The organism is Pseudomonas grandcourensis, from assembly GCF_039909015.1.
Taxonomy (GTDB): Bacteria; Pseudomonadota; Gammaproteobacteria; order Pseudomonadales; family Pseudomonadaceae; genus Aquipseudomonas; species Aquipseudomonas grandcourensis.
Genome location: NZ_CP150919.1, coordinates 4,942,307 through 4,962,600 on the forward strand (window position 1 = coordinate 4,942,307; position 20,294 = coordinate 4,962,600).

Sequence of the window (20,294 nt, forward strand, 5' to 3'; positions counted from 1 at the left end):
CCATGCCGGTGATTCAGTCACAACTCGATCCCCACAGCGAGCCGTTCGCCCAGAACCGTGCGGCGATGCTGAGCGCCATCGAGCAAGTTCGCGTGCTCGAACAGAACTTGCTGAACAAGGCGGCCGAAGCCAGGCCGAAGTTCGAAAAACGCGGCCAGTTGCTGCCCCGCGAACGCCTCAATCTGCTGCTGGACCCCGGCGCGCCGTTTCTCGAACTGGCCAGCCTGGCCGGCTACAAGCTGCACGACGACAAGGATGGCAGCTCCGCTGGTGGCGGCTTGATCGCCGGCATCGGCTATGTGTCCGGCGTACGTGTGTTGGTGGTCGCCAACAACAGCGCGATCAGGGGCGGGACCATCTCCCCCAGCGGCTTGAAAAAATCCCTGCGTCTGCAACAGATCGCCATGGAAAACAAACTGCCGGTGATCACCCTCGCCGAAAGTGGCGGTGCCAACCTCAATTACGCGGCGGAAATTTTCGTCGAAGGCGCGCGCAGTTTTGCCAATCAGGCGCGGATGTCGGCCATGGGCTTGCCGCAGATTACCGTGGTGCATGGCTCGGCCACAGCGGGCGGCGCTTATCAGCCGGGGCTGTCGGATTACGTGGTGGTGGTACGCGGCAAGGCCAAGCTGTTTCTCGCCGGCCCGCCATTGCTCAAGGCCGCCACCGGCGAAGTCGCCACCGATGAAGAACTGGGCGGCGCCGAGATGCACGCACAAACCGCCGGCACCGCCGAGTACCTGGCTGAAAACGACGCCGACGGTGTGCGTCAGGTACGCGAGATCGTCAGCCTGCTGCCGTGGAACGAGCAGTTACCGCCACTCCCCGAGCGTCGCTGGGAGGAGCCGCTCTACCCCATCGACGAACTGCTGGGCCTGATCCCGGATGACCCGAAAAAGCCCTACGACGTGCGCGAAATCATCGCCCGTCTCGCCGACGCTTCGAACTTTCTTGAATTCAAGGGCGAGTTCGATCAGCAGACTGTGTGCGGTCATCTGAAAATCCAGGGCCGCGCCTGTGGCTTCATCGGCAACAACGGCCCGATCACGCCAAAAGGTGCGAGCAAGGCCGCCCAGTTCATCCAGCTGTGCGACCAGAGCCAGACGCCGCTGCTGTTTTTCCACAACACCACCGGGTTCATGGTCGGCACCGAATCGGAACAGCAAGGTGTGATCAAGCACGGCGCGAAGATGATTCAAGCGGTGGCCAATGCCCGGGTGCCGAAGCTGACCATCGTCGTCGGCGGTTCCTACGGCGCCGGCAACTATGCAATGTGCGGGCGCGGCCTGGACCCGCGTTTCATCTTCGCCTGGCCTAACAGCCGCACCGCCGTGATGGGCGGCGCGCAAGCGGGCAAAGTGCTGCGCATCGTCACCGAGGCCAAGCAGGCCAAGGACGGGCTGGTGCCCGATCCGAAAATGCTCGACATGCTCGAACAGGTCACCGCGCAGAAACTCGACAGCCAGTCCACGGCGCTCTACGGCAGCGCCAGTCTGTGGGACGACGGTTTGATCGACCCGCGCGATACCCGGACCTTGCTTGGTTATCTGCTGGATATCTGTCACGAGGCCCAGGTGCGGCCATTGCAAGCCAACAGCTTTGGCGTAGCCCGGCTCTAGGCCAGCTCAAGGAGAACAATAAAAATGATCTTCACCCAGGAACACGAAGCACTGCGCCGCACCGTTCGCCAGTTCGTCGAGCACGAGATCAACCCCCACGTCGAGGAATGGGAGAAGGCCGGGCGCTTCCCCATCCACGACATCTTCCGCAAGGCAGGCGACCTCGGCTTGCTGGGCATTTCCAAACCGGAAAAATTCGGCGGCATGGGGCTCGACTACAGCTATTCGATCGTCGCCGCCGAAGAGTTCGGCACTATCCGTTGCGGCGGCATTCCGATGTCCATCGGCGTGCAGACCGACATGTGCACCCCGGCGCTGGCACGGTTCGGTTCCGATGAACTGCGCGAAGAATTCCTGCGTCCCGCCATCAGTGGCGAGCAGGTCGGCTGCATCGGCGTCTCCGAAGTCGGCGCCGGTTCCGACGTCGCCGGGCTGAAAACCACGGCGCGCAAGGACGGCGACGATTACGTGATCAACGGCAGCAAGATGTGGATCACCAACTCGCCGTGCGCCGACTTCATCTGCCTGCTGGCCAACACCTCGGACGACAAGCCGCACATCAACAAGTCGCTGATCATGGTGCCGATGAACACGCCAGGCATCAGCTTGAGTTCGCACCTGGACAAGCTCGGCATGCGCAGTTCGGAAACCGCCCAGGTGTTTTTCGACAATGTGCGCGTACCGCAGCGCAACCGCATCGGCCATGAAGGCGCGGGGTTCATGATGCAGATGCTGCAATTCCAGGAGGAACGCCTGTTCGGCGCGGCCAACATGATCAAGGGCCTGGAGTATTGCGTCGACAGCACTATCGAATACTGCAAGGAGCGCAAAACCTTCGGTAACGCGCTGATCGACAATCAGGTGATCCACTTCCGCCTGGCGGAACTGCAGACCGAAATCGAATGCCTGCGGGCGCTGGTCTATCAGGCCACCGAGCAATACATCAAAGGCCAGGACGTCACGCGCCTGGCCTCCATGGCCAAGCTCAAGGCCGGGCGGCTGGGCCGCGAAGTCAGTGACAGTTGCCTGCAATACTGGGGCGGCATGGGCTTCATGTGGGACAACCCGGTGGCCCGGGCTTACCGCGATGTACGGCTGGTGTCGATCGGCGGCGGCGCCGACGAAATCATGCTGGGGATCATCTGCAAACTCATGGGCATTCTGCCGGGGAAAAAGAAATGAACAACCTGCCGGTTTGCCAGACCTTGCTGCTGGAACTGCACAACGGCGTGTTGCACATCACCCTCAACCGCCCGGAATGCCGCAATGCGATGAGTTTGCAGATGGTCGCCGAGTTGCGCTCGGTGCTGGCTGCGGTACGCGATAAACCAGGGGTTCGCGCACTGGTGATCGGCGGCGTCGGTGGGCACTTCTGTGCCGGCGGCGATATCAAGGACATGGCCAATGCCCGCGCTCAAGGCTCGACTGCGCACCGGGACCTGAACCGGGTGTTCGGCGCGCTGCTGCAAGAGGTGCAACACGCACCGCAAGTGGTGATCACGGTGCTGCAAGGCGCGGTGCTCGGCGGCGGTCTCGGCCTGGCCTGCGTCAGCGATATCGCTCTGGCCGATCACCAGGCGCAATTCGGCCTGCCGGAAACCAGCCTCGGCCTGCTGCCGGCGCAGATCGCTCCGTTCGTGGTGCAACGCATCGGCTTGACCCAGGCCCGGCGCCTCGCCCTGACTGCGGCGCGCTTCGACGGTACCCAGGCGCGGCGCATGGGGCTGGTGCATTTTGTCGAACATGATCCGCAGGCCCTGGCCGAACGTCTCGATGAGGTGTTGGCCCATGTGTTGTGTTGTGCGCCGGGGGCGAATGCGGCGACCAAGAAACTCTTGCTGGCCAGTGCCGGACAGCCGTCGGATGAGTTGCTTGATCAAGCGGCTGAAAGGTTCAGCGAAGCGGTGACCGGAGCCGAAGGCATAGAGGGAACGATGGCCTTCGTGCAAAAACGCAAACCGGGGTGGGCCTCTTAAAAGCTTGCTCGCGATGAGGCCCGACCAGACACCGCTAAAAATCAGAGAGCCTACCCATGCCCGGACTCAAAAAAATCCTCATCGCCAACCGCGGTGAAATCGCCTGCCGCATCCAGCGCACGGCCCAGGCGCTAGGCTATCGCACGGTCGCCGTGTTCAGCGACGTCGACGCCGATGCACTGCATGTGCAGATGGCCGACGAGGCGGTCAACATCGGCCCGGCCCCGGTACAACAGTCTTACCTGAACATCCAGGCCATCCTCGACGCGGCCCGGCGCACGGGCGCGGATGCGATTCATCCGGGCTACGGTTTCCTCTCGGAAAACGCCGGGTTTGCCCTCGCATGCCGGGACGCCGGCATCACCTTCATCGGTCCCAGCCCCGAGGCCATCGAACTGATGGGCAGCAAGCGCCTGTCGAAGATCGCCATGATCGAAGCCGGTGTGCCGTGCATCAACGGTTATCAAGGCGCCGGGCAGGACGACGCCACCCTGAGCCGCGAAGCCGAGCGCATCGGCTATCCGTTGATGATCAAGGCCAGCGCTGGCGGCGGTGGACGCGGCATGCGCCTGGTACACGACGCCGGCGACTTGCTGGAACAGATTCGCACTGCGCGCTCCGAAGCCCTGAACGGTTTTGGCAGCGGCGAACTGATTCTTGAACAAGCACTCATCGAACCCCGTCACGTCGAGATCCAGTTGTTCGGTGACCGGCATGGCAACCTGATTTACCTCGGTGAGCGCGATTGTTCGGTACAGCGCCGGCATCAGAAAGTTATTGAGGAGGCACCCTGCCCGGTGATGACCGCCGAGCTGCGCCAGGCCATGGGCGAAGCGGCGCTCAAGGCCGGGCGGGCGGTGCAGTATGTCGGCGCGGGCACCGTGGAGTTTTTGCTGGATGCCCGTGGGCAGTTTTACTTCCTGGAGATGAACACCCGACTGCAAGTGGAGCACCCGGTGACCGAATTGATCACCGGGCTGGATCTGGTGGCCTGGCAGCTGAACATCGCCGAAGGGCAACCGCTGCCCTTGCGCCAGGAACAGGTGCAACTCAATGGCCATGCCATGGAAGTACGCCTGTATGCCGAAGACCCGGCCCTGGGTTTCCTGCCGCAAACCGGGCGCGTCGTGGCCTGGGAACCGGCATTGCAGGACGGCGTGCGGATCGACCATGGCCTGATCGAAGGCCAAGTCATCAGCCCCTTCTACGACCCGATGCTCGGCAAGCTCATCGCCCACGGTGCCACCCGCGAAGAAGCCCGACGCAAATTGCTGCGGGCCGTACAAGACAGCGTGCTGCTGGGGCTGCAAAGCAATCAACGCCTGCTTGCCGGCCTGCTGGAACACCCGCAGTTCGCTGGTGGAGATTTCAGCACCGGGTTCATCGCGCAGCACTTCGCCGACCACGCCTGCCTGCATCCCGAAACCCCAGGCGCGCAGCACTTGGCCATCGCCGCCGCCCTGTTCTATCAGGCTGCAGCACAGGCTCATCCAGCCCCGCTTGGCGGTTGGCGCAACAACGCCAGCGTACCGCTGCACTATCGCATCGGCCTTGAAGATCAGGACTGGCCGGTAGCGTTGCAGGCGATCCCGGGCGAGCCGTTGCGCATTCAGGTCGCCGAGCACAGCCTCGAACTGAAGATCATCCACAGCGACGGACGCTGGGCCACCCTGGAAATCGAAGGCGTTCGCCAACGCCACGCCTATCGCCTGGTGGCCGGGCGTCTCTGGCTGTTTACCCGGCCGGGCAGCCTGCAGTTCGTGGATCGCACTCAGGCGCAGGTTACCGGCCAGGCCAGTGTCAGCTCCGGAACCCTCAAGGCACCGATGGACGGGGCGATTGTCGACGTGCTGGTCAACGAAGGCAGCCCGGTGACCAAGGGTCAACTGCTGGTGGTACTGGAGGCAATGAAAATGGAGCACCCGTTGAAATCTGGCATCGACGGTGTTCTGAAGCGCTTGCAAGTCAAAGTCGGGGATCAGGTGAAAAACCGGCAGATTCTGTTGGAGGTCGAATAAGGCGCTAGGCGGAACCGCCGGGTTTGGCTACGCTCAAACCCTACAGGACGCGGATACCAGGAACCCTGCAATGCCTCATTGGCTGGTCATTGATCTGGAGGCCACCACCGATGAAGGGGGTTGGCCCGTAACGGATATGGAAATCATTGAAATCGGCGCCACCCTGGTGGACCGCAAAGGACGCGAACTGGACCAGTTCCAGCGCTTCGTCCGGCCTTTGCGGCGGCCGTTGCTGACGCCGTTTTGCCGCGAGTTGACGCACATCACCCAAGCCAACATCGATGCCGCGCAACCGCTGGGCGAAGTCTGGCCGGCGTTTGAACGCTGGCTCGGCCAACACCACACGCGACTTGAAGGCTGGGCCAGCTGGGGCGATTACGATCGCAAACAACTGCTTCAGGATTGGCAGCAGCTGGGACTCGCCAGCATGCTGACCAACGTGCCGCACATGAACCTCAAGCAGCGCTTTGCCAAGGCCCGACGCCTGGAACGCCCGCTGGGGCTCAACGGCGCCCTGCAACTGGCCGGCCTGCAGTTCACCGGCCAGCAACACCGGGCGCTGGAAGATGCGCGCAATACCGCACGCCTGCTGCCGCTGGTTCTTCCGCTTTAGACAGGTGACGACACTCAGGGCCTTGTGCATACTGGCCGGCCCTTTTTAGCCCTTTTCGAGGAATCGCCCATGTTTAAAGTCAACGAGTACTTCGACGGTACCGTCAAGTCGATCGCCTTTGGCACCGCAGAAGGTCCAGCGACCATCGGCGTCATGGCTCCGGGCGAGTACGAATTCGGCACCAGCCAGCGTGAAATCATGCACGTGGTCAGCGGCGCACTGACCGTCAAACTGCCAGACAGCAGCGACTGGGAAACCTTCGCCGCCGGTAGCCAGTTCAACGTGCCGGCCAACAGCAAGTTCCAGCTGAAAGTCGCCGTCGACACCGCTTACCTGTGCGAATACCGCGGCTAAGCCTGCGCGGCCTCAACAAAAAAGTCGCCGCAATAAAAATGCCCGTGTTTTTCGACACGGGCATTTTTTATTCTGCGCAAAATTACTCGAGGATCTCCACCGGCATGCCGACTTCGAGTCGACCATTGCCATCGTTAACCAGGTTCTGGCCGAACATTGCGCCGTCTGCCTGGGAACGGTATTTCTGCAAGGTTGCCAACGGTTCGCGGTCGTCACTACGCTCCCCGGTTTGCGGGTCGATGGTGGTCAGGATGCAGCGCGAACAGGACTTGACCACGCGGAACTCGACCTCGCCGATACGGATACGCTTCCAGCCGTCCTCGGCGAACGCTGCACTGCCTTCGATCACCAGGTTCGGCCGGAAACGCAGCATCTCCAACGGACGCCCGACCCGTTGCGACAAGTCCTCGAGAGAGGCCTGGCCAATCAGCAACAGCGGATAACCATCGGCGAACGCCACCTGGTCGTCATCCTTGCCGTAGCCAGCCTCCGTCATCCGCGCACGATCCAGCGGCACCTGCACCAGGCGAGTCGGTTTGCCGATGAACCGGCTGACCCAGGCCCCTGCTTCATCGCCTGCATCGGGGACTCGCAAGGTATCGCGCCAGATCGTCACGCCACGCAGTTCTGCATCGCTATCGGGCAAGGCTATGTCGATCGGCGAATGGCCAGGCGCACTGAGGGTCAAGCCGCCTTCGGCATTCCACAGCGCCGACAACTGGCTCATCTGCGCCACCGCACGCTGGGTCAGGAAGCGACCGCTGGCCTCGTCCACCAGCATCCAGCGGCGATCGCCGTCCAGTCCGAGTTTATCGAGACCGATCGCTTGCAAGGTCTCGGCCTTGGCGGACTTCAACGGATAACGATACAGCGCGCTCAGACGCAACATGGCCAGCTCCCTGGTAGGTAAAACGCCACCCTATACGAGCTTGATCACCGAATCAAAGAGCAAAAACCTGTAGGAGCGAGCTTGCTCGCGATGGTGTATCAGTCACATCAGTGCTGGATGTGCCGACGCCTTCGCGAGCAAGCTCGCTCCTACAGTTGACCGTGGTCTTGATCAGGCCGGTACTTCGTCAAGCATCAGGCGCTGGCGCACCACGTCGACGAGTTTGTCCGGCTGGAATTTTGAGAGGAAATTGTCGCAGCCGACCTTTTTCACCATCGAGTCGTTGAAGCTGCCGGACAGCGAGGTGTGCAGCACCACGTACAAGCGGCGCAGGCGCGGGTCGTTGCGAATCTCGGTGGTCAGGCGATAACCATCCATTTCCGGCATTTCCGCATCGGTGAAGACCATCAGCAGTTTTTCGGTCATGTCCACACCGGTATCAGCCCAGGCCTTGAGCATGTTCAGGGCCTTCAACCCGTCGCTGGCGATGTGCATCTTCACGCCCAGCTGTCCCAGGGTATCGCGCAATTGCGCCAGGGCCACGTTCGAGTCATCCACCAGCAGCACCTCACGGCCACGGGCCCGCTCCAGCACCGGATCTTCGAGCTTGTCGCGGGAGACCTTGGCGTTGTACGGGACGATTTCTGCCAGGACCTTTTCGACGTCGATGATTTCCACCAGTTGGTCATCGACCTTGCTGATGGCTGTCAGGTAGTGCTGGCGGCCGGCGCTGCTCGGGGGCGGCAGGATGGCTTCCCAGTTCATGTTGACGATCCGGTCCACGCCACCGACCAGGAAGGCCTGAACCGAACGGTTGTATTCGGTGACGATAATCGTGCTGCCAGGCCCGGGCACCAAGGGGCGCATGCCAATGGCCTGGGACAGGTCGATCACTGGCAGGGTCTGGCCACGCAGGTTGACCACGCCGCATACAAAAGGATGGCGCTGAGGCATCAGCGTCAACTTTGGCAGCTGCAGGACTTCCTGTACTTTAAAGACATTGATTGCGAACAATTGCCGTCCGGCGAGCCGGAACATGAGAATTTCCAGGCGATTCTCACCCACCAGTTGCGTGCGTTGGTCTACCGTGTCGAGAATGCCGGCCATCAATGACTCCAGGTCTTGTTCGGATGAATTCACTTAAGGAAGGTTATCGGCTGTTTTTGCCGAAACTTGACCCTCTCTAAAATGCCACGCCCGGCCATTGATGTCACATTAACATCATGCTTTACTGGCGCTGAGATTACATCTGCCATACTTCTGCGCCGCGCGACTCTGGTTCGCGCGAAAGGTTCCCCTGCGTAAGGGATTCCCCTACCAACAATCAGGTGCAACCTGATATTCCCAATATCCAATAGCCATTAATGTGACGCCATTCTCATTGCATGAACGGAGTCAGGCTTTTGTGTGCGATCGCAAGTCAGTGGCCAACCACCCTCTCGTGTTCCCCTGCCTGCTTCCGGGCCAGCCATAGTTCGTTCACCCGACGACTCGGCAATGCCGGGGTTCCGACCGCCCTCGTCGACACACACGATATCCCCTCATTTGACATGACGTTGTGGAGATAAGTATGCCGAACGACCGTAAAGAGTGGGCCCAGCGGCTCCCGGAGTTTCTTGTCGAGGCTGAAACACTCCTGGCTAAAACCGAGGAATGCCTGAGTCATCTGCAACTGATCAGCAATGACAAGGACGCCATCGACTGTCTGCTCAGCACATTGCTCAAGCTGGCCAACAAGGCCGATGCCCTGGCGTTGGCGGCCGTGTCTGAATTCTCCCTGCATATTCATGGCCTGCTGAACCACGCACAGAACACCATGAGCCTGCACGACGAGGCGCTGAGTGCCCTGAAAGACTGCCTGACCCTGATTGCCTGGCAACTCGAACTCATCGACCAGACCACCGGACAGCTCAGTCTCGACGACAGTGAGCAGGCCACCCTGATCGAAGCCTTTGCCTTTCAGGTCGGGCAAAGCCGGTTTCAACCACCGGTCAACGCAAGGCCCTTCACTCTCGTATCCTATTCGGAGCGACAGGCCTGAACTTGCCAAACCATGTCGTATGGCGTGTTCTGAATATCAATACCGCGCTGTAACTTGAGTGCGCACATGTCGCAAATGAATATTTCATAGCTATAAGCGACATCTTTAAACAACAACTCTTGCCCATCGACAATTGCGCGCCTGCCTTGACCCGGGTATTCCCTGATATCAACAACAAAATCCGGGGCAATCGGCATTTTGCGATGGCAACAACCAACTTGTTCCATTATGGAATCATCGTCCAGACGACTGGGCTCCTGACTTTTCGGACATACATACGGACGCGACCAACGGTATCTTAGGTGCTACTATGCCGCCTGTTAGTTGACGCCAATTAATGGCAGTGTGAATTGCAGCCGGATACAGCTCGCTGCAGTTAGCAGCTGAACTCGTCGGCGCTCCACATAAAAAACAGGGGCCTGTCAGCCAGCATGACCGGTCAGCCCGCAGCGAACATCCATTGGCTCCATCCGCTATGCACGCCAGCCTCAAGTCAATCGCCACGTGGCCACCTTCCCGAGCACATGCACGCATATTCACGCTGTTGCTATGCGCCTGCTCGACCCTCGGCAGTTTGCTGGTCCATGGCTTGTCCATTCCTTTGCCCCTGTCATTGCTGGCGCTCAACGTTGCGGCGCTGACCAGTGTTGCCGTGCAGTACTGCCTCTCGCGCAAATCGATCAAATTCGAGCCACAGGAACTGGCCGACCGGCTGCTGCAGGTTCAGGAAAACGAGCGTCACCGGCTGAGCCGCGAACTGCATGACGACATCGGTCAATTGCTGACCGCCGCCAAACTGCAAAGTGACTGGCTCAAACGCCGGATGCCCGAAGAACTCCAGGAGCAATGTTCGGTCCTCTGCGACACGCTGGAAGAAACCCTGGCCAAAGTTCGTGACGTATCCGCCATTCTCAATCCCCGGCAGTTGACCAGCCTTGGGCTGGAAGCCAGTCTGCGGGCACATCTGCTCAAGACCCTGGCCAACACCCCGGTGCACTGGAGCCTGGAATGCCAGCAGCGCCTGACCGGCATACCGGAAGAAATGGCCGTGGCAGCTTTCCGTATCACCCAGGAAGCGGTCACCAACATCCTGCGACATGCCCAGGCCAAGAACCTGCTAGTGTGCCTGCAGCGCCTGCCCCAAGGCCTGAAGTTGCAGATCAGCGACGATGGTCAGGGCTTCGCCCCCGCAACAGACCCTGGTCGCGAAGGGCAGCGCGGTATGGCCGGGATGTCGGAACGGATCGATCAACTGGGCGGCACACTGACTGTTACCAGCGAGCCGGGCAAAGGCACTCAAATCGAAGCTCTTTTTCCCTGGGCGCCCCGTGCGCTCGAACGGGCCAGTTCGAATAAGGTTATGCATTGACTTGTAATTTACTACTGGTGGATGACCACTCGCTGATCAGGGCTGGCGTGCGCGCCCTGGTAATGGATCTGCCCGGCTATGCCGTCATCGGTGAGGCCAGTGATGGCTCGCAGCTGCTCGAAATGGTCGGGCATCTGTCCCCGGATATTGTCCTGCTGGATATTTCGATGCGCCAGACCGGCGGCCTCGAAGCCTTGCAACAGCTCAAGCGGGTGCGCCCGCAGAGCAAGGTCCTGATCCTCTCGATGCACACCGATCCGGCCCTGATCATGCAGGCGCTGGAGTCCGGAGCCCATGGCTACCTGCTCAAGGACACCACGGCGACCGAACTCGAACACGCGCTGGAGGCCTTGCGCAACAACGAGCGCTATCTGAGCCCGGCCATTGCCCACACGGTGATCAACCAGGCGCTGACCCGAAACCAGAAGCACCAACCCGAACCCGCCGACTCGCACAACCTGACGGCACGTCAGCTGGAAATCCTGCGGTTGATCGTTCGCGGAAAATCCACCCGAGAGATCGCCAATGGCCTGGGGCTGAGCGTCAAGACCGTCGAAACCCACCGCTCGCAGGTCATGAAGCGTCTGCAGATCTACGATGTGGCAGGCCTCGTGCTGTTTGCCGTGCGCGAACAAATCATCAGCCTTGATGACTAGGCATTTCACCGGTACGTAACAGCGGCGAATTCTCAGGCAGATGCACGAGTAACGCCGCTGGGCGAACCGAAAAACGCAGGTTGTCCCCTTCCAGCGGCTCACCATCAAGGTTGATGTACAGCCCTTCCGAAACCTTGATCTCGACCCAGGGCAGGCGCGCCCGGACAAACATGCTGTCGATGCCGAAGCCTTCGGTCAGCAGGTCTTTCAATGTCCCGACCACCTCCTGCGGTGCCGGCAGGATGCTGATATCCAGCAAACCGTCATCTATCAGCGCCTCTGGGCACAACTGCCGCCCACCACCGGCCTGCCGGCCATTGCCGATGCCCAGTGCCAGCAGATCGCCGCGCCAGTGAAAGTCCGGCCCCTGCAATTCACCGTAGGCAGTATGCAATTCATTGAAGCGTGACAAGCCGGTGAACAGATACGCCGCACCGCCGAGGATTTTCTTCAGATCCTCCGGGGTGTTCGCCGTGACATGACTGCCGAACCCACCGGTAGCCATGTTCAGGAATATCTGCCCATCAACCTCCCCCAGATCAATGGCAGCCGGCACGCAATCAAGCAGCTCCAACGCCTGATCGGGTTCCAGGGGTACACCCGCCGCACGCGCAAAGTCATTGGCGGTACCCAGCGGCATCAATACCAGGCTGGCCTTTTTCGAATGCTCCGCCATGGCTTCGGCGATATCGCGCAAGGTGCCATCGCCACCACCGGCAATGATGTATCGATAGCCGGTCGCCAACGCTTCGCCCACCAGCCTCCGCGCATCGCCGGCTTCCCAGGTCAATCGGACAGCCAGCTCCCAACCTCGCTCACGCCGGCTTTCGACGGCAGTGCGAACCGCCTCGTTGAGCGCTTGCTTGCCATGCAGAATCAATAGCGCCTTGCGATCGCTCATTACTCACTCCCGGTTTGAATGGCATCCGGGAGATGTTGACCACGAAGGCTCCGGTAAAAGTCGCGAGAAATCGAATTAATTCCTGCCGGAAAGTCTTGGCCCCCACACGGCAGGAAATTTCTTACAAAACATGAGGAATCGGCTCAATTGACCGGAAATCTGAATTGATAGAGTTTTAGGAGCCTTCTGGACATCACAAGGACGTGCCATGCAACGCCAGAACCTCGCGCCACAGACTATTTCGGTCTTGCCGCTCACAGATAATAAAAATGCAGGCCATCGAGCTGAAAGCCGCAACAGCACAAAAGCCACGGGAGAAGATGATATGGAACCTCGCGTCACCGAGCTGGAAACACACCTCAAGTGCATACGCAGGGACATGGAAGAAGCCCGGGATGACGTCAAATCCATCAAGCACCGGCTTGTCTATTCCGCCTGCGGAACAGCCGTGATCCTCGGCCTCCTTGGCTGGATCGCCAATAGCCGTTTCGAGCAGGTTATTTCATTGCTTCTGGCGCATTGAGTGGCCCTCCACACAAGACCCGGTTCAATCAACCGGGTCTTGTGTGACAGAGCCACTGAAGCTATCAGCCCAGGACTTCACTCAGCGGAATGAAGAAAACGCTATCGCCCTGAACCAGCGTGCGACCTTCCAGGACTTCCACCAGTCCATCAGCCCAGGCGGCGCTGCGCAGCACACCGGAACTCTGGTTTTTGTAGATCGTCGCCCTGCCGTTTTCCAGCCGTCCGCGCAGATACTCACGTCGATTGCCTGGCTGGAGCCAGTCAAACCCTGCCGGCACCTGCACCTTCAGCGGCTCTACGTCTTGCACACCCTGACGGCGCAAGAGATAGGGCCTGGTCAACAAGGCAAAGGTCACGAGGGTCGATGCCGGATTGCCCGGCAAGCCAATCACCGGCACACCGCGGAAATGTCCGAACGTCAGCGGTTTACCGGGTTTGATGGCGAGTTTCCACAGCGTCAGTTCGCCCTCTTCGCGCAAGGCGATGCCCAGAAAGTCGGCTTCCCCCACCGATACGCCACCGGTCGAGAGAATCAGGTCGACATCCTTCAATTCACCCAATCGGGAGCGAGTGGTTTCCAGATTGTCCGGCAGAATTCCCGCGTCGACGACCTCACACCCCAAACGCTGCAACCAGCTACACAACAACACCCGGTTGCTGTTGTAGATCTGGCCTGGCCCCAGCGTCTGACCCGGTTCAATCAACTCGTCGCCGGTAGACAGTACCGCTACACGCACCTTGCGAACCACCTCCAGCTCAGCGCACCCCAAGGAGGCCGCCAATCCTTGCTCGATTGGCCCCAGCCGCGTACCTGCCGGCAGGATCAGTTCGCCGACGGTGGTTTCCTGGCCTTGCGGGCGGATGTTCTGGCCTTGGCTCAAGGCTTGAGTGAAACGTACTCGCTCATCGGCCTGAACCTCGGCGTTTTCCTGCATCTCGACGCAATCGGCACCGGCGGGAACAGGCGCCCCGGTGAAAATGCGCGCACAGGTGCCTGGCTGCAACGGACCGGGGGCCTGACCGGCAAACACCTTCTGACTGACCGGCAACGGCTCTCCCGTCCAGTCGGCCATGCGCAAGGCATAACCGTCCATGGCACTGTTCGGCCAGGGGGGCAGATCAAGCGTCGACACCAGGTCTTCAGCCAGTACACGCCCCTGTACCTGCGCCAACGGCAAGCGTTCACGCTCGACAATCCTCGAGGCCTCGGCCATTTCCAGCAAGCGCGCCAACGCCTGCTCGACAGGCATCAGGCTGCCAGACTTGCCAGGCTTACCCACGGGATTCACAAGGCGCTGCCTGTTTCAAATGGGGCACGAAATTGCACGGCCGATGCCGCGCGTCCAGCTGCTCGGCCAGTATGCCGTTCCAAGCGGTGCGCACGGCATTGGTCGAGCCCGGCAAGCAGCATACCAGCGTGCCGTTGGCCAGACCGGCCAATGCCCGGGACTGAACGGTCGAGGTGCCGATATCGGCAACCGAGATCTGGCGGAACAGCTCGCCAAATCCATCGACCTGTTTGTCCAGCAGGCAAGCGACGGCTTCCGGCGTGCTGTCACGCCCGGTAAAACCGGTGCCACCGGTGATCAGCACCACCTGCACGACATCGTCGGCAATCCAGTTGGCGACTTGCGCGCGAATTTTGTAGAGGTCATCTTTGAGCAACACCCGGGCGGCCAGGTAATGACCGGCAGAGGTCAAGCCGTCGACAAAGGCCTGGCCTGAGGTGTCGGTTTCCAGTGTGCGGGTATCGCTGACAGTCAGCACTGCAACATTGAGCGGTGCGAAAGGTACATCAGCCTTGGCTTTCATAGGCTCGTCCAGTTGTAGGAGAAACAGCCCGGTGTTATATCACAGCGCTCCGTTTTTTCGCCGCCCCCATGGAGGCCTGCCATGACCACGAATTCACAATTGCCACCCTGCTCCATTCTGCTCCTGGCGGGCGGCCGCGGCCAACGTATGGGGGGGCGGGACAAAGGGTTGCTGGACTGGCACGGCGAACCGCTGATTGTGCATCTGCATCGCAAGACCCGTCCGCTGACCGATGACCTGATCATCTCCTGCAATCGCAACCTTGAGAAGTACGCCCCCTACGCCGACCAGTTGGTCCACGATGATGAAGGTGACTTCCCCGGGCCGTTGGCCGGTATCCGTGCAGGCCTGAAAGCTGCTCGCCATAGCCATCTGCTGGTCATGCCCTGTGACGTTCCGGGCATCGATGCGGCGCTGATCGACACTATGCGCGAGGCCGCCAACCTGCATCCGGACAAGCCGTTGATGGTGCGGCATGACGACCACTGGGAGCCGTTGTTGTGTGTGATCCCGGTGCTACACAGGGCCGCATTTGAAAATGCCTGGAACGAGGGTGAGCGCAGCCCTGGCCGGTTGATGCGCAAGCTCGGCGCGACCGCACTGCAATGCCCCGACAAGGACCCACGATTGGCCAACCTCAACACGCCGGAACTTTTAAGCGGTCATGGCACTGTGTCAGACTGATATTCATCAGGAACTTGCGCAGACGGTGCACGTCTCAAGTTCAGCAACCACAGAATTCTTATTCGGAGACACAACTCATGACTCAACGGACCCTCGCCACTTTCATGCTCGCACTGGGCCTTGCCACCCTCGCCGGTTGCGCATCGCCTACAGTGATCACCTTGAATGACGGTCGCGAAATCCAGGCCGTCGACACGCCGCAATTCGACAAGGATTCCGGTTTCTACGAATTCGAACAGCTAGACGGCAAGCAGACCCGCATCAACAAGGATCAGGTTCGTACCGTCAAGGAGCTGTAATCCTGGCGCCACCGGATACAGAAAAGCCCGCTTGATGCGGGTTTTTTCATGCCTGGAGAACAGCGCACCAGGATTGCTTCCTGATCACCATTGCAGGGTGATTTCACTCTCGAATTCACGCGCCTGGCCCGTGACCGGATCGATAAATTTAAGCCCCTGAGCCAGCAGCTTCAAAGGATTGGCGTAGTCATCCTGCGCATCCTTGAGCACCTCGGGGTAAAACGGGTCGTTGCAGATTGCGGCGCCCAACGCTGCCATATGTACCCGTAGCTGATGCTTCTTGCCCGTCACCGGGTAAAGACCATAACGCCAGAGACCCCCCTGTTTTTCCCTGACTTCGACCGCCGTCTCGGTATTGCTGGCCCCCGGCCCCTCCTGCATACGGAAGAACGGTTCGCCATCGACCAGTCGGCTTTTATGCACCAACGGGAAAGCAAGGTCGGGCAACGCCTTGGCGATGGCTTCGTAGCGTTTTTCGATTTGCCGGGTTGGAAACAACGACTGATAGGCTGAGCGGGTCTGCGGATTGGCGGAAAACAGCACCAGCCCTGCAGTGTGCCGGTCAATGCGATGCAATGGCACCAGGTGCGGATTGTCCAGGCGCCGGATCAAGCGCCGCAGCAGCGTCTGTTCGACGTATTCGCCAGCCGGTGTCACCGGCAGGAAATGTGGCTTGTCGGCCACCACCAGATGCTCGTCCGCGTACAGAATCGACTCGATCACCGGGATCGGCTTTTCATCCGGCACTTCGCGAAAATAATGAATTCGCAAACCTTCCCTGTAGGCCAGATCGAGGGCAATCGGCATGCCCTGCCCATCAAGGACCCGGCCACGGGCAATTCTGTCCAGCCATTGCTCACGACCGATGGCGCTGAAATGCTCGCACAGGCAATCGACAACGGTCTGCCACGGGCCAGGTGGCAAGTAGAGCGTACTGGCCTGACTGTGTGCCGCGGAAAAAGAAGAAGTGGACATACGAAAGCTCTAACCCTCAGTGCAGGGCGGCATTATCCAACAGCAGGAGGGAATGAACCTAGAGAAGATTCCTCAAGCCGGGATCTGTGTGCGCGCCGCCGCTTCGGTGTACTCCTTGAGCCAGCGCAGCACATCGACCGCCTCCCAGCGAGCGGGGTCGTACAGGGCGTACAACAATCCCTGATAACCCACGACATCGAGTTGCCGGTGATAACCCGCGCGCTGAAACAAGGCTTCGATTTCTGCGAAACAGGTATTGAAATGCGTTTTGTTGAAGGGCGTTTTCCCCTCGGTCACCAGACCATCTAGACGCAACTCAAGGACAGCCTCGCGCACGACTTCTGCAGACATCCGGTTCACGCTGTTCTTCAACTGTTCGACATTGACCACGATTCATCCCTCTGACGCCCGGGCTTGCCTGCTCACTCCCGAAAATCAGGAACGGCAAGGCAGGCACCGCGAATAACTGTATGCGCATACAGTATCCGATCAACACCGAATAAGCCAAGGGGATCAATCGCAAAGTTCGACAGGCGGGACATGCCGCCAACGCAAGAACCGCTCAACGCAGGAACGCCACCACCTGATCGGCACTGAACGGCCAGCCCAGTTCCGCACCGGTATCGACTCGCCGCAACACCGGAATTCGCAGGCTGTAGGCTGCGAACCATGTTTCATCGTCGGCGATGTCCACCAGTTCCACCAGCAGACCGCGCTCGACGAACTCCATCAACATGGCTTCGGCTACTTCACAGAGATGGCATCCAAGGGTGCCGAACAGCTGACATTCGGGAAGCATGAGCGCTCAACCAGAAAATGAAGTGACCATTCTAGGCCTGCCCCGAAAAACCGTCGAGCCATTGAGGCCCCTGCCCTGGTGCCACCGACGATAAAGAGACCTGAGTCAGTCCTGGCTCACGGCACCGATCTTGTGGATCGACAGGTCCGCGCCGTAATACTCCTCTTCCTGGCTCAGGCGCAATCCATGCAGCGCCTTGATCACGCCATACACCGCAAACCCGCCGGCCAGTGCCACAGTGATGCCCAGCGCAGTGCCGATCAACTGGCTGATCAGGCTGACCCCGCCCAGCCCGCCCAAAGCGGTCTGCCCGAAAATGCCGCAGGCGATGCCGCCCCACACACCGCACAAGCCATGCAACGGCCACACACCCAACACATCGTCGATGCGCCATTTGCCTTGGGCCGCGGTAAAGCACCAGACAAACAGCGCCCCCGCGACGGCACCGGTGACCAGCGCCCCCACAGGATGCATCAGGTCGGAACCGGCACAGATTGCCACGAGCCCCGCCAACGGGCCGTTGTGCAGAAAACCGGGGTCGTTGCGCCCGACAATCAGCGCCGCCACGGTACCACCCACCATGGCCATCAACGAGTTCACCGCCACCAGTCCGCTGACACCTTGCAGGGTTTGCGCACTCATGACGTTGAAGCCGAACCAGCCAACAATCAGGATCCACGAACCCAGTGCCAGAAACGGGATGCTCGATGGCGCGAACGCAACCAGCCGACCGTCGCGATAGCGACCATTACGCGGCCCGAGCAACAGCACCGCCGCCAGTGCCAGCCAACCGCCCATGGCATGCACCACCACGGAGCCTGCGAAATCATGGAACCCGGCGCCAAAGCGCTCCAGCAACCAGGCTTGCAAGCCCAGGTTGCCGTTCCAGACAATGCCTTCGAAGAACGGATAGATGAACGCGACGATCAACGCGGTTGCACACAGCTGGGGAACAAATCGGGCGCGCTCGGCGATGCCTCCGGAAATGATCGCCGGGATCGCCGCGGCAAAGGTCAGCAGGAAGAAAAACTTCACCAGGCCATAGCCGTGGTCGGCATTGAGCACGGCCGCTGGCTGCATGAACGTCACGCCATAGGAAATCCAATAGCCTATAAAGAAGTAGGCCAGTGTCGAAACAGCGAAGTCGCTGAGAATCTTCGACAACGCATTGACCTGGTTTTTCTGTCGAACGGTTCCGACTTCGAGAAAGGCGAAACCGGCGTGCATGGCCAGAACCATGACCGCACCGATCAGAATGAACAGCGTATTGGAGCTATGGACCAGGGTGTCCACAGCGCTTTGCAGATTTTCCATGGAATGGGCAGACCTTATGGCAGAAAAAAGCACCAAAGCAGTTCGCGATGACTGTCCATGCACCAAGTTGCAGCTTCAAGGTATCAGCGCACTGATCCCGTTGAACCACTTTGGCGCACGGACGCCGCCCGGGAAAAACGCGCCCCGGACGTTTACGCGAGTTTTTGATTGTTGGTCCTACGGTTTTACTGAAATCATGCCCGGCAATAGCGCAATGGTGCGCACCGGTGCACCACGACTCAGCAAAAGTTGTACCAGCCATTTGTACTGAACCTTCGCCGAAGGCTCATACTCGAACGCATCAGAAAGCCACTTAAGGAGATCCACCATGGCCCGCACCCAGGCAAAGACTGCTCAAGAAATCCTGATGAACGACTTTCAGACACTGGTCAGTGACACCGAACGCTTGCTGGAGCACACCGCGACCCTGGCCGGCGATCAGGCCGACGAGTTGCGCGAGCAGATCCACGACAGCCTCTTGCGTGCCCGTGAAACCCTGAAACTGACCGAAGACTCCCTGCGCGAACAAGGCAAGGCTGCTGTCACCGCCACTGAAGACTATGTCCAGGCCAACCCTTGGCAATCCGTCGGGATCGCGGCCGGCGTGGGTTTCCTGATCGGCCTGCTGGCCAGCCGGCGCTGATATGTCGATCGGCGAATCCGGCCCGTCCGTGACGGGAACAAGCTCCTCATCGCGGCGCCTGGGTGCTGCCTTCCTTGGGTTGCTGCACAGCCATGTCGAACTGTTCGGCATCGAATTGCAGGAACAAAAAGCCCGCACCGTCAGCCTGTTGCTGTTTGCCGGCCTGGCGCTGGTGTTTGCGTTGCTGCTGCTGGTAGGGCTGTCGACGCTGGTGCTTATCCTGTTCTGGGACACGTATCGACTGGCCGCCATCATCGGGCTCTGCGTGTTCTACTCCCTCGCGGCCATATTCTGTGGAATGCGCCTGAGAGCGGCGATTTTCGATGAGTCCTCGCCCTTCCATGGCACCCTGGAAGAGCTGGCCAACGATCGGGAGCGCCTGCTGCCATGAGCCTGCCTGAATTGCCACAAAACAGCTCACGCGCGGAAATGCGCAAGGCCCTGATCCGCTTGCGCATGGAAATGCATCGTCAGGAAATCCGCCACGAATCCGCGCAACTGCTGCAGCCCTTGCAACGGGTGCGCGGGATGACGCAAAACCTGCAGGACGGTTTTGGCATCAAGCACGCTCCACTCTGGGGCGTGGCCGCCGTTACCCTGCTGGGTTTTCTGACCGGCAAGGGTGCAAAAAACGGAGGTGGCCTCAGCAGCCTGACCCGGCTGGTCCGCCTCGGCACCACACTGGGACCGCTGATCAAACTGATCTTGCAGGGCTCTTCGCGCAAAGACTGATCAGTTTCTTCCTGGTTGCATTCTTGATGCGCCCCTCTATCGGGGGGGGCAATCCTGTGCGCCTACCCGGTCAGC

25 protein-coding genes are annotated in these 20,294 nt (G+C 60.1%); 15 read left to right on the forward strand and 10 right to left on the reverse strand.

Going from position 1 to position 20,294, the window contains the following annotated elements:
• The first annotated feature begins 2 nt into the window (after positions 1 to 2).
• The 6 genes from atuC to AABM52_RS22000 all read left to right on the forward strand — a co-directional run bounded on the left by atuC (position 3) and on the right by AABM52_RS22000 (position 6,580).
• Positions 3 to 1,619 (forward strand): geranyl-CoA carboxylase subunit beta, encoded by a 1,617-nt coding sequence (gene atuC / locus AABM52_RS21975; protein WP_347907953.1) that lies wholly within the window; start codon positions 3 to 5, stop codon positions 1,617 to 1,619.
• Positions 1,620 to 1,643: 24 nt separating this feature from the next.
• Positions 1,644 to 2,801: a citronellyl-CoA dehydrogenase gene (gene atuD / locus AABM52_RS21980; protein ID WP_347907954.1), complete on the forward strand. Its 1,158-nt coding sequence runs from the start codon at positions 1,644 to 1,646 to the stop codon at positions 2,799 to 2,801.
• On the forward strand, positions 2,798 to 3,595 hold the full coding sequence (locus AABM52_RS21985; protein WP_347907956.1) for an enoyl-CoA hydratase-related protein: 798 nt from the start codon (positions 2,798 to 2,800) through the stop codon (positions 3,593 to 3,595). The genes atuD and AABM52_RS21985 overlap by 4 nt, the downstream gene beginning before the upstream one ends.
• 56 nt (positions 3,596 to 3,651) lie before the next feature.
• On the forward strand, positions 3,652 to 5,613 hold the full coding sequence (locus tag AABM52_RS21990; RefSeq protein WP_347907957.1) for an acetyl/propionyl/methylcrotonyl-CoA carboxylase subunit alpha: 1,962 nt from the start codon (positions 3,652 to 3,654) through the stop codon (positions 5,611 to 5,613).
• Positions 5,614 to 5,683: 70 nt separating this feature from the next.
• Positions 5,684 to 6,226: an exonuclease domain-containing protein gene (locus tag AABM52_RS21995; protein WP_347907958.1), complete on the forward strand. Its 543-nt coding sequence runs from the start codon at positions 5,684 to 5,686 to the stop codon at positions 6,224 to 6,226.
• 69 nt (positions 6,227 to 6,295) lie between these two features.
• Positions 6,296 to 6,580: a pyrimidine/purine nucleoside phosphorylase gene (locus tag AABM52_RS22000; protein ID WP_007940055.1), complete on the forward strand. Its 285-nt coding sequence runs from the start codon at positions 6,296 to 6,298 to the stop codon at positions 6,578 to 6,580.
• Positions 6,581 to 6,662: 82 nt separating this feature from the next.
• On the opposite strand, the gene AABM52_RS22005 is transcribed toward AABM52_RS22000, so the two are convergent.
• Both AABM52_RS22005 and AABM52_RS22010 read right to left on the reverse strand, forming a co-directional pair.
• Entirely contained in the window at positions 6,663 to 7,469 is an 807-nt protein-coding gene (locus AABM52_RS22005) for an MOSC domain-containing protein (protein ID WP_347907960.1), read from the reverse strand.
• Between the two features lie 171 nt (positions 7,470 to 7,640).
• Positions 7,641 to 8,576, reverse strand: a complete 936-nt coding sequence (locus AABM52_RS22010; protein ID WP_347907962.1) for a chemotaxis protein CheV — start codon at positions 8,574 to 8,576, stop codon at positions 7,641 to 7,643.
• Between the two features lie 463 nt (positions 8,577 to 9,039).
• Between AABM52_RS22010 and AABM52_RS22015 the strand changes: the two genes are divergently transcribed.
• A complete protein-coding gene (locus AABM52_RS22015) occupies positions 9,040 to 9,510 on the forward strand; it encodes a hypothetical protein (protein ID WP_347907964.1) in 471 nt (156 codons plus the stop codon).
• On the opposite strand, the gene AABM52_RS22020 is transcribed toward AABM52_RS22015, so the two are convergent.
• The gene (locus AABM52_RS22020; protein ID WP_347907966.1) at positions 9,489 to 9,737 is read right to left on the reverse strand and encodes a hypothetical protein; all 249 of its coding nucleotides are present in this window, start codon (positions 9,735 to 9,737) and stop codon (positions 9,489 to 9,491) included. The genes AABM52_RS22015 and AABM52_RS22020 overlap by 22 nt on opposite strands.
• A 248-nt stretch (positions 9,738 to 9,985) precedes the next feature.
• On the opposite strand from AABM52_RS22020, the gene AABM52_RS22025 reads away from it, so the two are divergent.
• Positions 9,986 to 10,879: a sensor histidine kinase gene (locus AABM52_RS22025; protein WP_347912668.1), complete on the forward strand. Its 894-nt coding sequence runs from the start codon at positions 9,986 to 9,988 to the stop codon at positions 10,877 to 10,879.
• Positions 10,876 to 11,535 (forward strand): response regulator transcription factor, encoded by a 660-nt coding sequence (locus AABM52_RS22030; protein ID WP_347907968.1) that lies wholly within the window; start codon positions 10,876 to 10,878, stop codon positions 11,533 to 11,535. The genes AABM52_RS22025 and AABM52_RS22030 overlap by 4 nt, the downstream gene beginning before the upstream one ends.
• On the opposite strand, the gene yegS is transcribed toward AABM52_RS22030, so the two are convergent.
• A complete protein-coding gene (gene yegS, locus AABM52_RS22035) occupies positions 11,519 to 12,436 on the reverse strand; it encodes a lipid kinase YegS (protein ID WP_347907970.1) in 918 nt (305 codons plus the stop codon). The genes AABM52_RS22030 and yegS overlap by 17 nt on opposite strands.
• A 208-nt stretch (positions 12,437 to 12,644) precedes the next feature.
• Between yegS and AABM52_RS22040 the strand changes: the two genes are divergently transcribed.
• Positions 12,645 to 12,959, forward strand: coding sequence for a hypothetical protein (locus tag AABM52_RS22040; RefSeq protein ID WP_347907972.1), 315 nt, complete (start codon positions 12,645 to 12,647; stop codon positions 12,957 to 12,959).
• A gap of 64 nt (positions 12,960 to 13,023) precedes the next feature.
• Here the strand turns inward: AABM52_RS22040 and glp are convergent, their stop codons facing one another.
• Positions 13,024 to 14,211 carry a gephyrin-like molybdotransferase Glp gene (glp, locus tag AABM52_RS22045; protein WP_347912669.1) on the reverse strand — a complete coding sequence of 396 codons (1,188 nt, stop codon included), beginning with the start codon at positions 14,209 to 14,211 and terminating at the stop codon, positions 13,024 to 13,026.
• Between the two features lie 22 nt (positions 14,212 to 14,233).
• Complete coding sequence (gene moaB / locus AABM52_RS22050; protein WP_347907974.1) at positions 14,234 to 14,773, reverse strand: molybdenum cofactor biosynthesis protein B; 540 nt, start codon at positions 14,771 to 14,773, stop codon at positions 14,234 to 14,236.
• 81 nt (positions 14,774 to 14,854) lie between these two features.
• On the opposite strand from moaB, the gene mobA reads away from it, so the two are divergent.
• Positions 14,855 to 15,457: a molybdenum cofactor guanylyltransferase MobA gene (gene mobA, locus AABM52_RS22055; protein WP_347907976.1), complete on the forward strand. Its 603-nt coding sequence runs from the start codon at positions 14,855 to 14,857 to the stop codon at positions 15,455 to 15,457.
• 77 nt (positions 15,458 to 15,534) lie between these two features.
• Positions 15,535 to 15,756, forward strand: coding sequence for a YgdI/YgdR family lipoprotein (locus tag AABM52_RS22060; RefSeq protein ID WP_007994800.1), 222 nt, complete (start codon positions 15,535 to 15,537; stop codon positions 15,754 to 15,756).
• 84 nt (positions 15,757 to 15,840) lie between these two features.
• Here AABM52_RS22060 and AABM52_RS22065 read toward each other — a convergent pair whose 3' ends face one another.
• From AABM52_RS22065 to AABM52_RS22080, 4 genes are all read right to left on the reverse strand, one after another.
• A complete protein-coding gene (locus AABM52_RS22065; RefSeq protein WP_347907978.1) occupies positions 15,841 to 16,731 on the reverse strand; it encodes a pseudouridine synthase in 891 nt (296 codons plus the stop codon).
• A 72-nt stretch (positions 16,732 to 16,803) separates the two neighbouring features.
• Positions 16,804 to 17,121, reverse strand: a complete 318-nt coding sequence (locus tag AABM52_RS22070; protein WP_347907979.1) for a transcriptional regulator — start codon at positions 17,119 to 17,121, stop codon at positions 16,804 to 16,806.
• 172 nt (positions 17,122 to 17,293) lie between these two features.
• Complete coding sequence (locus AABM52_RS22075; RefSeq protein WP_008049107.1) at positions 17,294 to 17,530, reverse strand: glutaredoxin family protein; 237 nt, start codon at positions 17,528 to 17,530, stop codon at positions 17,294 to 17,296.
• A gap of 105 nt (positions 17,531 to 17,635) precedes the next feature.
• Positions 17,636 to 18,844 carry an ammonium transporter gene (locus AABM52_RS22080; RefSeq protein WP_347907981.1) on the reverse strand — a complete coding sequence of 403 codons (1,209 nt, stop codon included), beginning with the start codon at positions 18,842 to 18,844 and terminating at the stop codon, positions 17,636 to 17,638.
• A gap of 328 nt (positions 18,845 to 19,172) precedes the next feature.
• On the opposite strand from AABM52_RS22080, the gene AABM52_RS22085 reads away from it, so the two are divergent.
• The 3 genes from AABM52_RS22085 to AABM52_RS22095 are packed head-to-tail and all read left to right on the forward strand — an operon-like array spanning position 19,173 to position 20,219.
• Positions 19,173 to 19,487, forward strand: coding sequence for a YqjD family protein (locus AABM52_RS22085; RefSeq protein WP_347907983.1), 315 nt, complete (start codon positions 19,173 to 19,175; stop codon positions 19,485 to 19,487).
• Position 19,488: 1 nt separating this feature from the next.
• Positions 19,489 to 19,878, forward strand: a complete 390-nt coding sequence (locus AABM52_RS22090) for a phage holin family protein (RefSeq protein ID WP_347907985.1) — start codon at positions 19,489 to 19,491, stop codon at positions 19,876 to 19,878.
• Positions 19,875 to 20,219, forward strand: a complete 345-nt coding sequence (locus tag AABM52_RS22095) for a hypothetical protein (protein ID WP_347907987.1) — start codon at positions 19,875 to 19,877, stop codon at positions 20,217 to 20,219. The genes AABM52_RS22090 and AABM52_RS22095 overlap by 4 nt, the downstream gene beginning before the upstream one ends.
• Positions 20,220 to 20,294 lie beyond the last annotated feature (75 nt).

Excerpts from the sequence above, each read along its gene's own strand:
- atuC (WP_347907953.1), top strand. The coding sequence starts at position 3 with ATGCCGGTGATTCAGTCACAACTCGATCCCCACAGCGAGCCGTTCGCC.
- atuD (WP_347907954.1), top strand. The coding sequence starts at position 1,644 with ATGATCTTCACCCAGGAACACGAAGCACTGCGCCGCACCGTTCGCCAG.
- AABM52_RS21985 (WP_347907956.1), top strand. The coding sequence starts at position 2,798 with ATGAACAACCTGCCGGTTTGCCAGACCTTGCTGCTGGAACTGCACAAC.
- AABM52_RS21990 (WP_347907957.1), top strand. The coding sequence starts at position 3,652 with ATGCCCGGACTCAAAAAAATCCTCATCGCCAACCGCGGTGAAATCGCC.
- AABM52_RS21995 (WP_347907958.1), top strand. The coding sequence starts at position 5,684 with ATGCCTCATTGGCTGGTCATTGATCTGGAGGCCACCACCGATGAAGGG.
- AABM52_RS22000 (WP_007940055.1), top strand. The coding sequence starts at position 6,296 with ATGTTTAAAGTCAACGAGTACTTCGACGGTACCGTCAAGTCGATCGCC.
- AABM52_RS22005 (WP_347907960.1), bottom strand. The coding sequence starts at position 7,469 with ATGTTGCGTCTGAGCGCGCTGTATCGTTATCCGTTGAAGTCCGCCAAG.
- AABM52_RS22010 (WP_347907962.1), bottom strand. The coding sequence starts at position 8,576 with ATGGCCGGCATTCTCGACACGGTAGACCAACGCACGCAACTGGTGGGT.
- AABM52_RS22015 (WP_347907964.1), top strand. The coding sequence starts at position 9,040 with ATGCCGAACGACCGTAAAGAGTGGGCCCAGCGGCTCCCGGAGTTTCTT.
- AABM52_RS22020 (WP_347907966.1), bottom strand. The coding sequence starts at position 9,737 with ATGGAACAAGTTGGTTGTTGCCATCGCAAAATGCCGATTGCCCCGGAT.
- AABM52_RS22025 (WP_347912668.1), top strand. The coding sequence starts at position 9,986 with ATGCACGCCAGCCTCAAGTCAATCGCCACGTGGCCACCTTCCCGAGCA.
- yegS (WP_347907970.1), bottom strand. The coding sequence starts at position 12,436 with ATGAGCGATCGCAAGGCGCTATTGATTCTGCATGGCAAGCAAGCGCTC.
- AABM52_RS22040 (WP_347907972.1), top strand. The coding sequence starts at position 12,645 with ATGCAACGCCAGAACCTCGCGCCACAGACTATTTCGGTCTTGCCGCTC.
- glp (WP_347912669.1), bottom strand. The coding sequence starts at position 14,211 with ATGCCTGTCGAGCAGGCGTTGGCGCGCTTGCTGGAAATGGCCGAGGCC.
- moaB (WP_347907974.1), bottom strand. The coding sequence starts at position 14,773 with ATGAAAGCCAAGGCTGATGTACCTTTCGCACCGCTCAATGTTGCAGTG.
- mobA (WP_347907976.1), top strand. The coding sequence starts at position 14,855 with ATGACCACGAATTCACAATTGCCACCCTGCTCCATTCTGCTCCTGGCG.
- AABM52_RS22060 (WP_007994800.1), top strand. The coding sequence starts at position 15,535 with ATGACTCAACGGACCCTCGCCACTTTCATGCTCGCACTGGGCCTTGCC.
- AABM52_RS22065 (WP_347907978.1), bottom strand. The coding sequence starts at position 16,731 with ATGTCCACTTCTTCTTTTTCCGCGGCACACAGTCAGGCCAGTACGCTC.
- AABM52_RS22075 (WP_008049107.1), bottom strand. The coding sequence starts at position 17,530 with ATGCTTCCCGAATGTCAGCTGTTCGGCACCCTTGGATGCCATCTCTGT.
- AABM52_RS22080 (WP_347907981.1), bottom strand. The coding sequence starts at position 18,844 with ATGGAAAATCTGCAAAGCGCTGTGGACACCCTGGTCCATAGCTCCAAT.
- AABM52_RS22085 (WP_347907983.1), top strand. The coding sequence starts at position 19,173 with ATGGCCCGCACCCAGGCAAAGACTGCTCAAGAAATCCTGATGAACGAC.
- AABM52_RS22090 (WP_347907985.1), top strand. The coding sequence starts at position 19,489 with ATGTCGATCGGCGAATCCGGCCCGTCCGTGACGGGAACAAGCTCCTCA.
- AABM52_RS22095 (WP_347907987.1), top strand. The coding sequence starts at position 19,875 with ATGAGCCTGCCTGAATTGCCACAAAACAGCTCACGCGCGGAAATGCGC.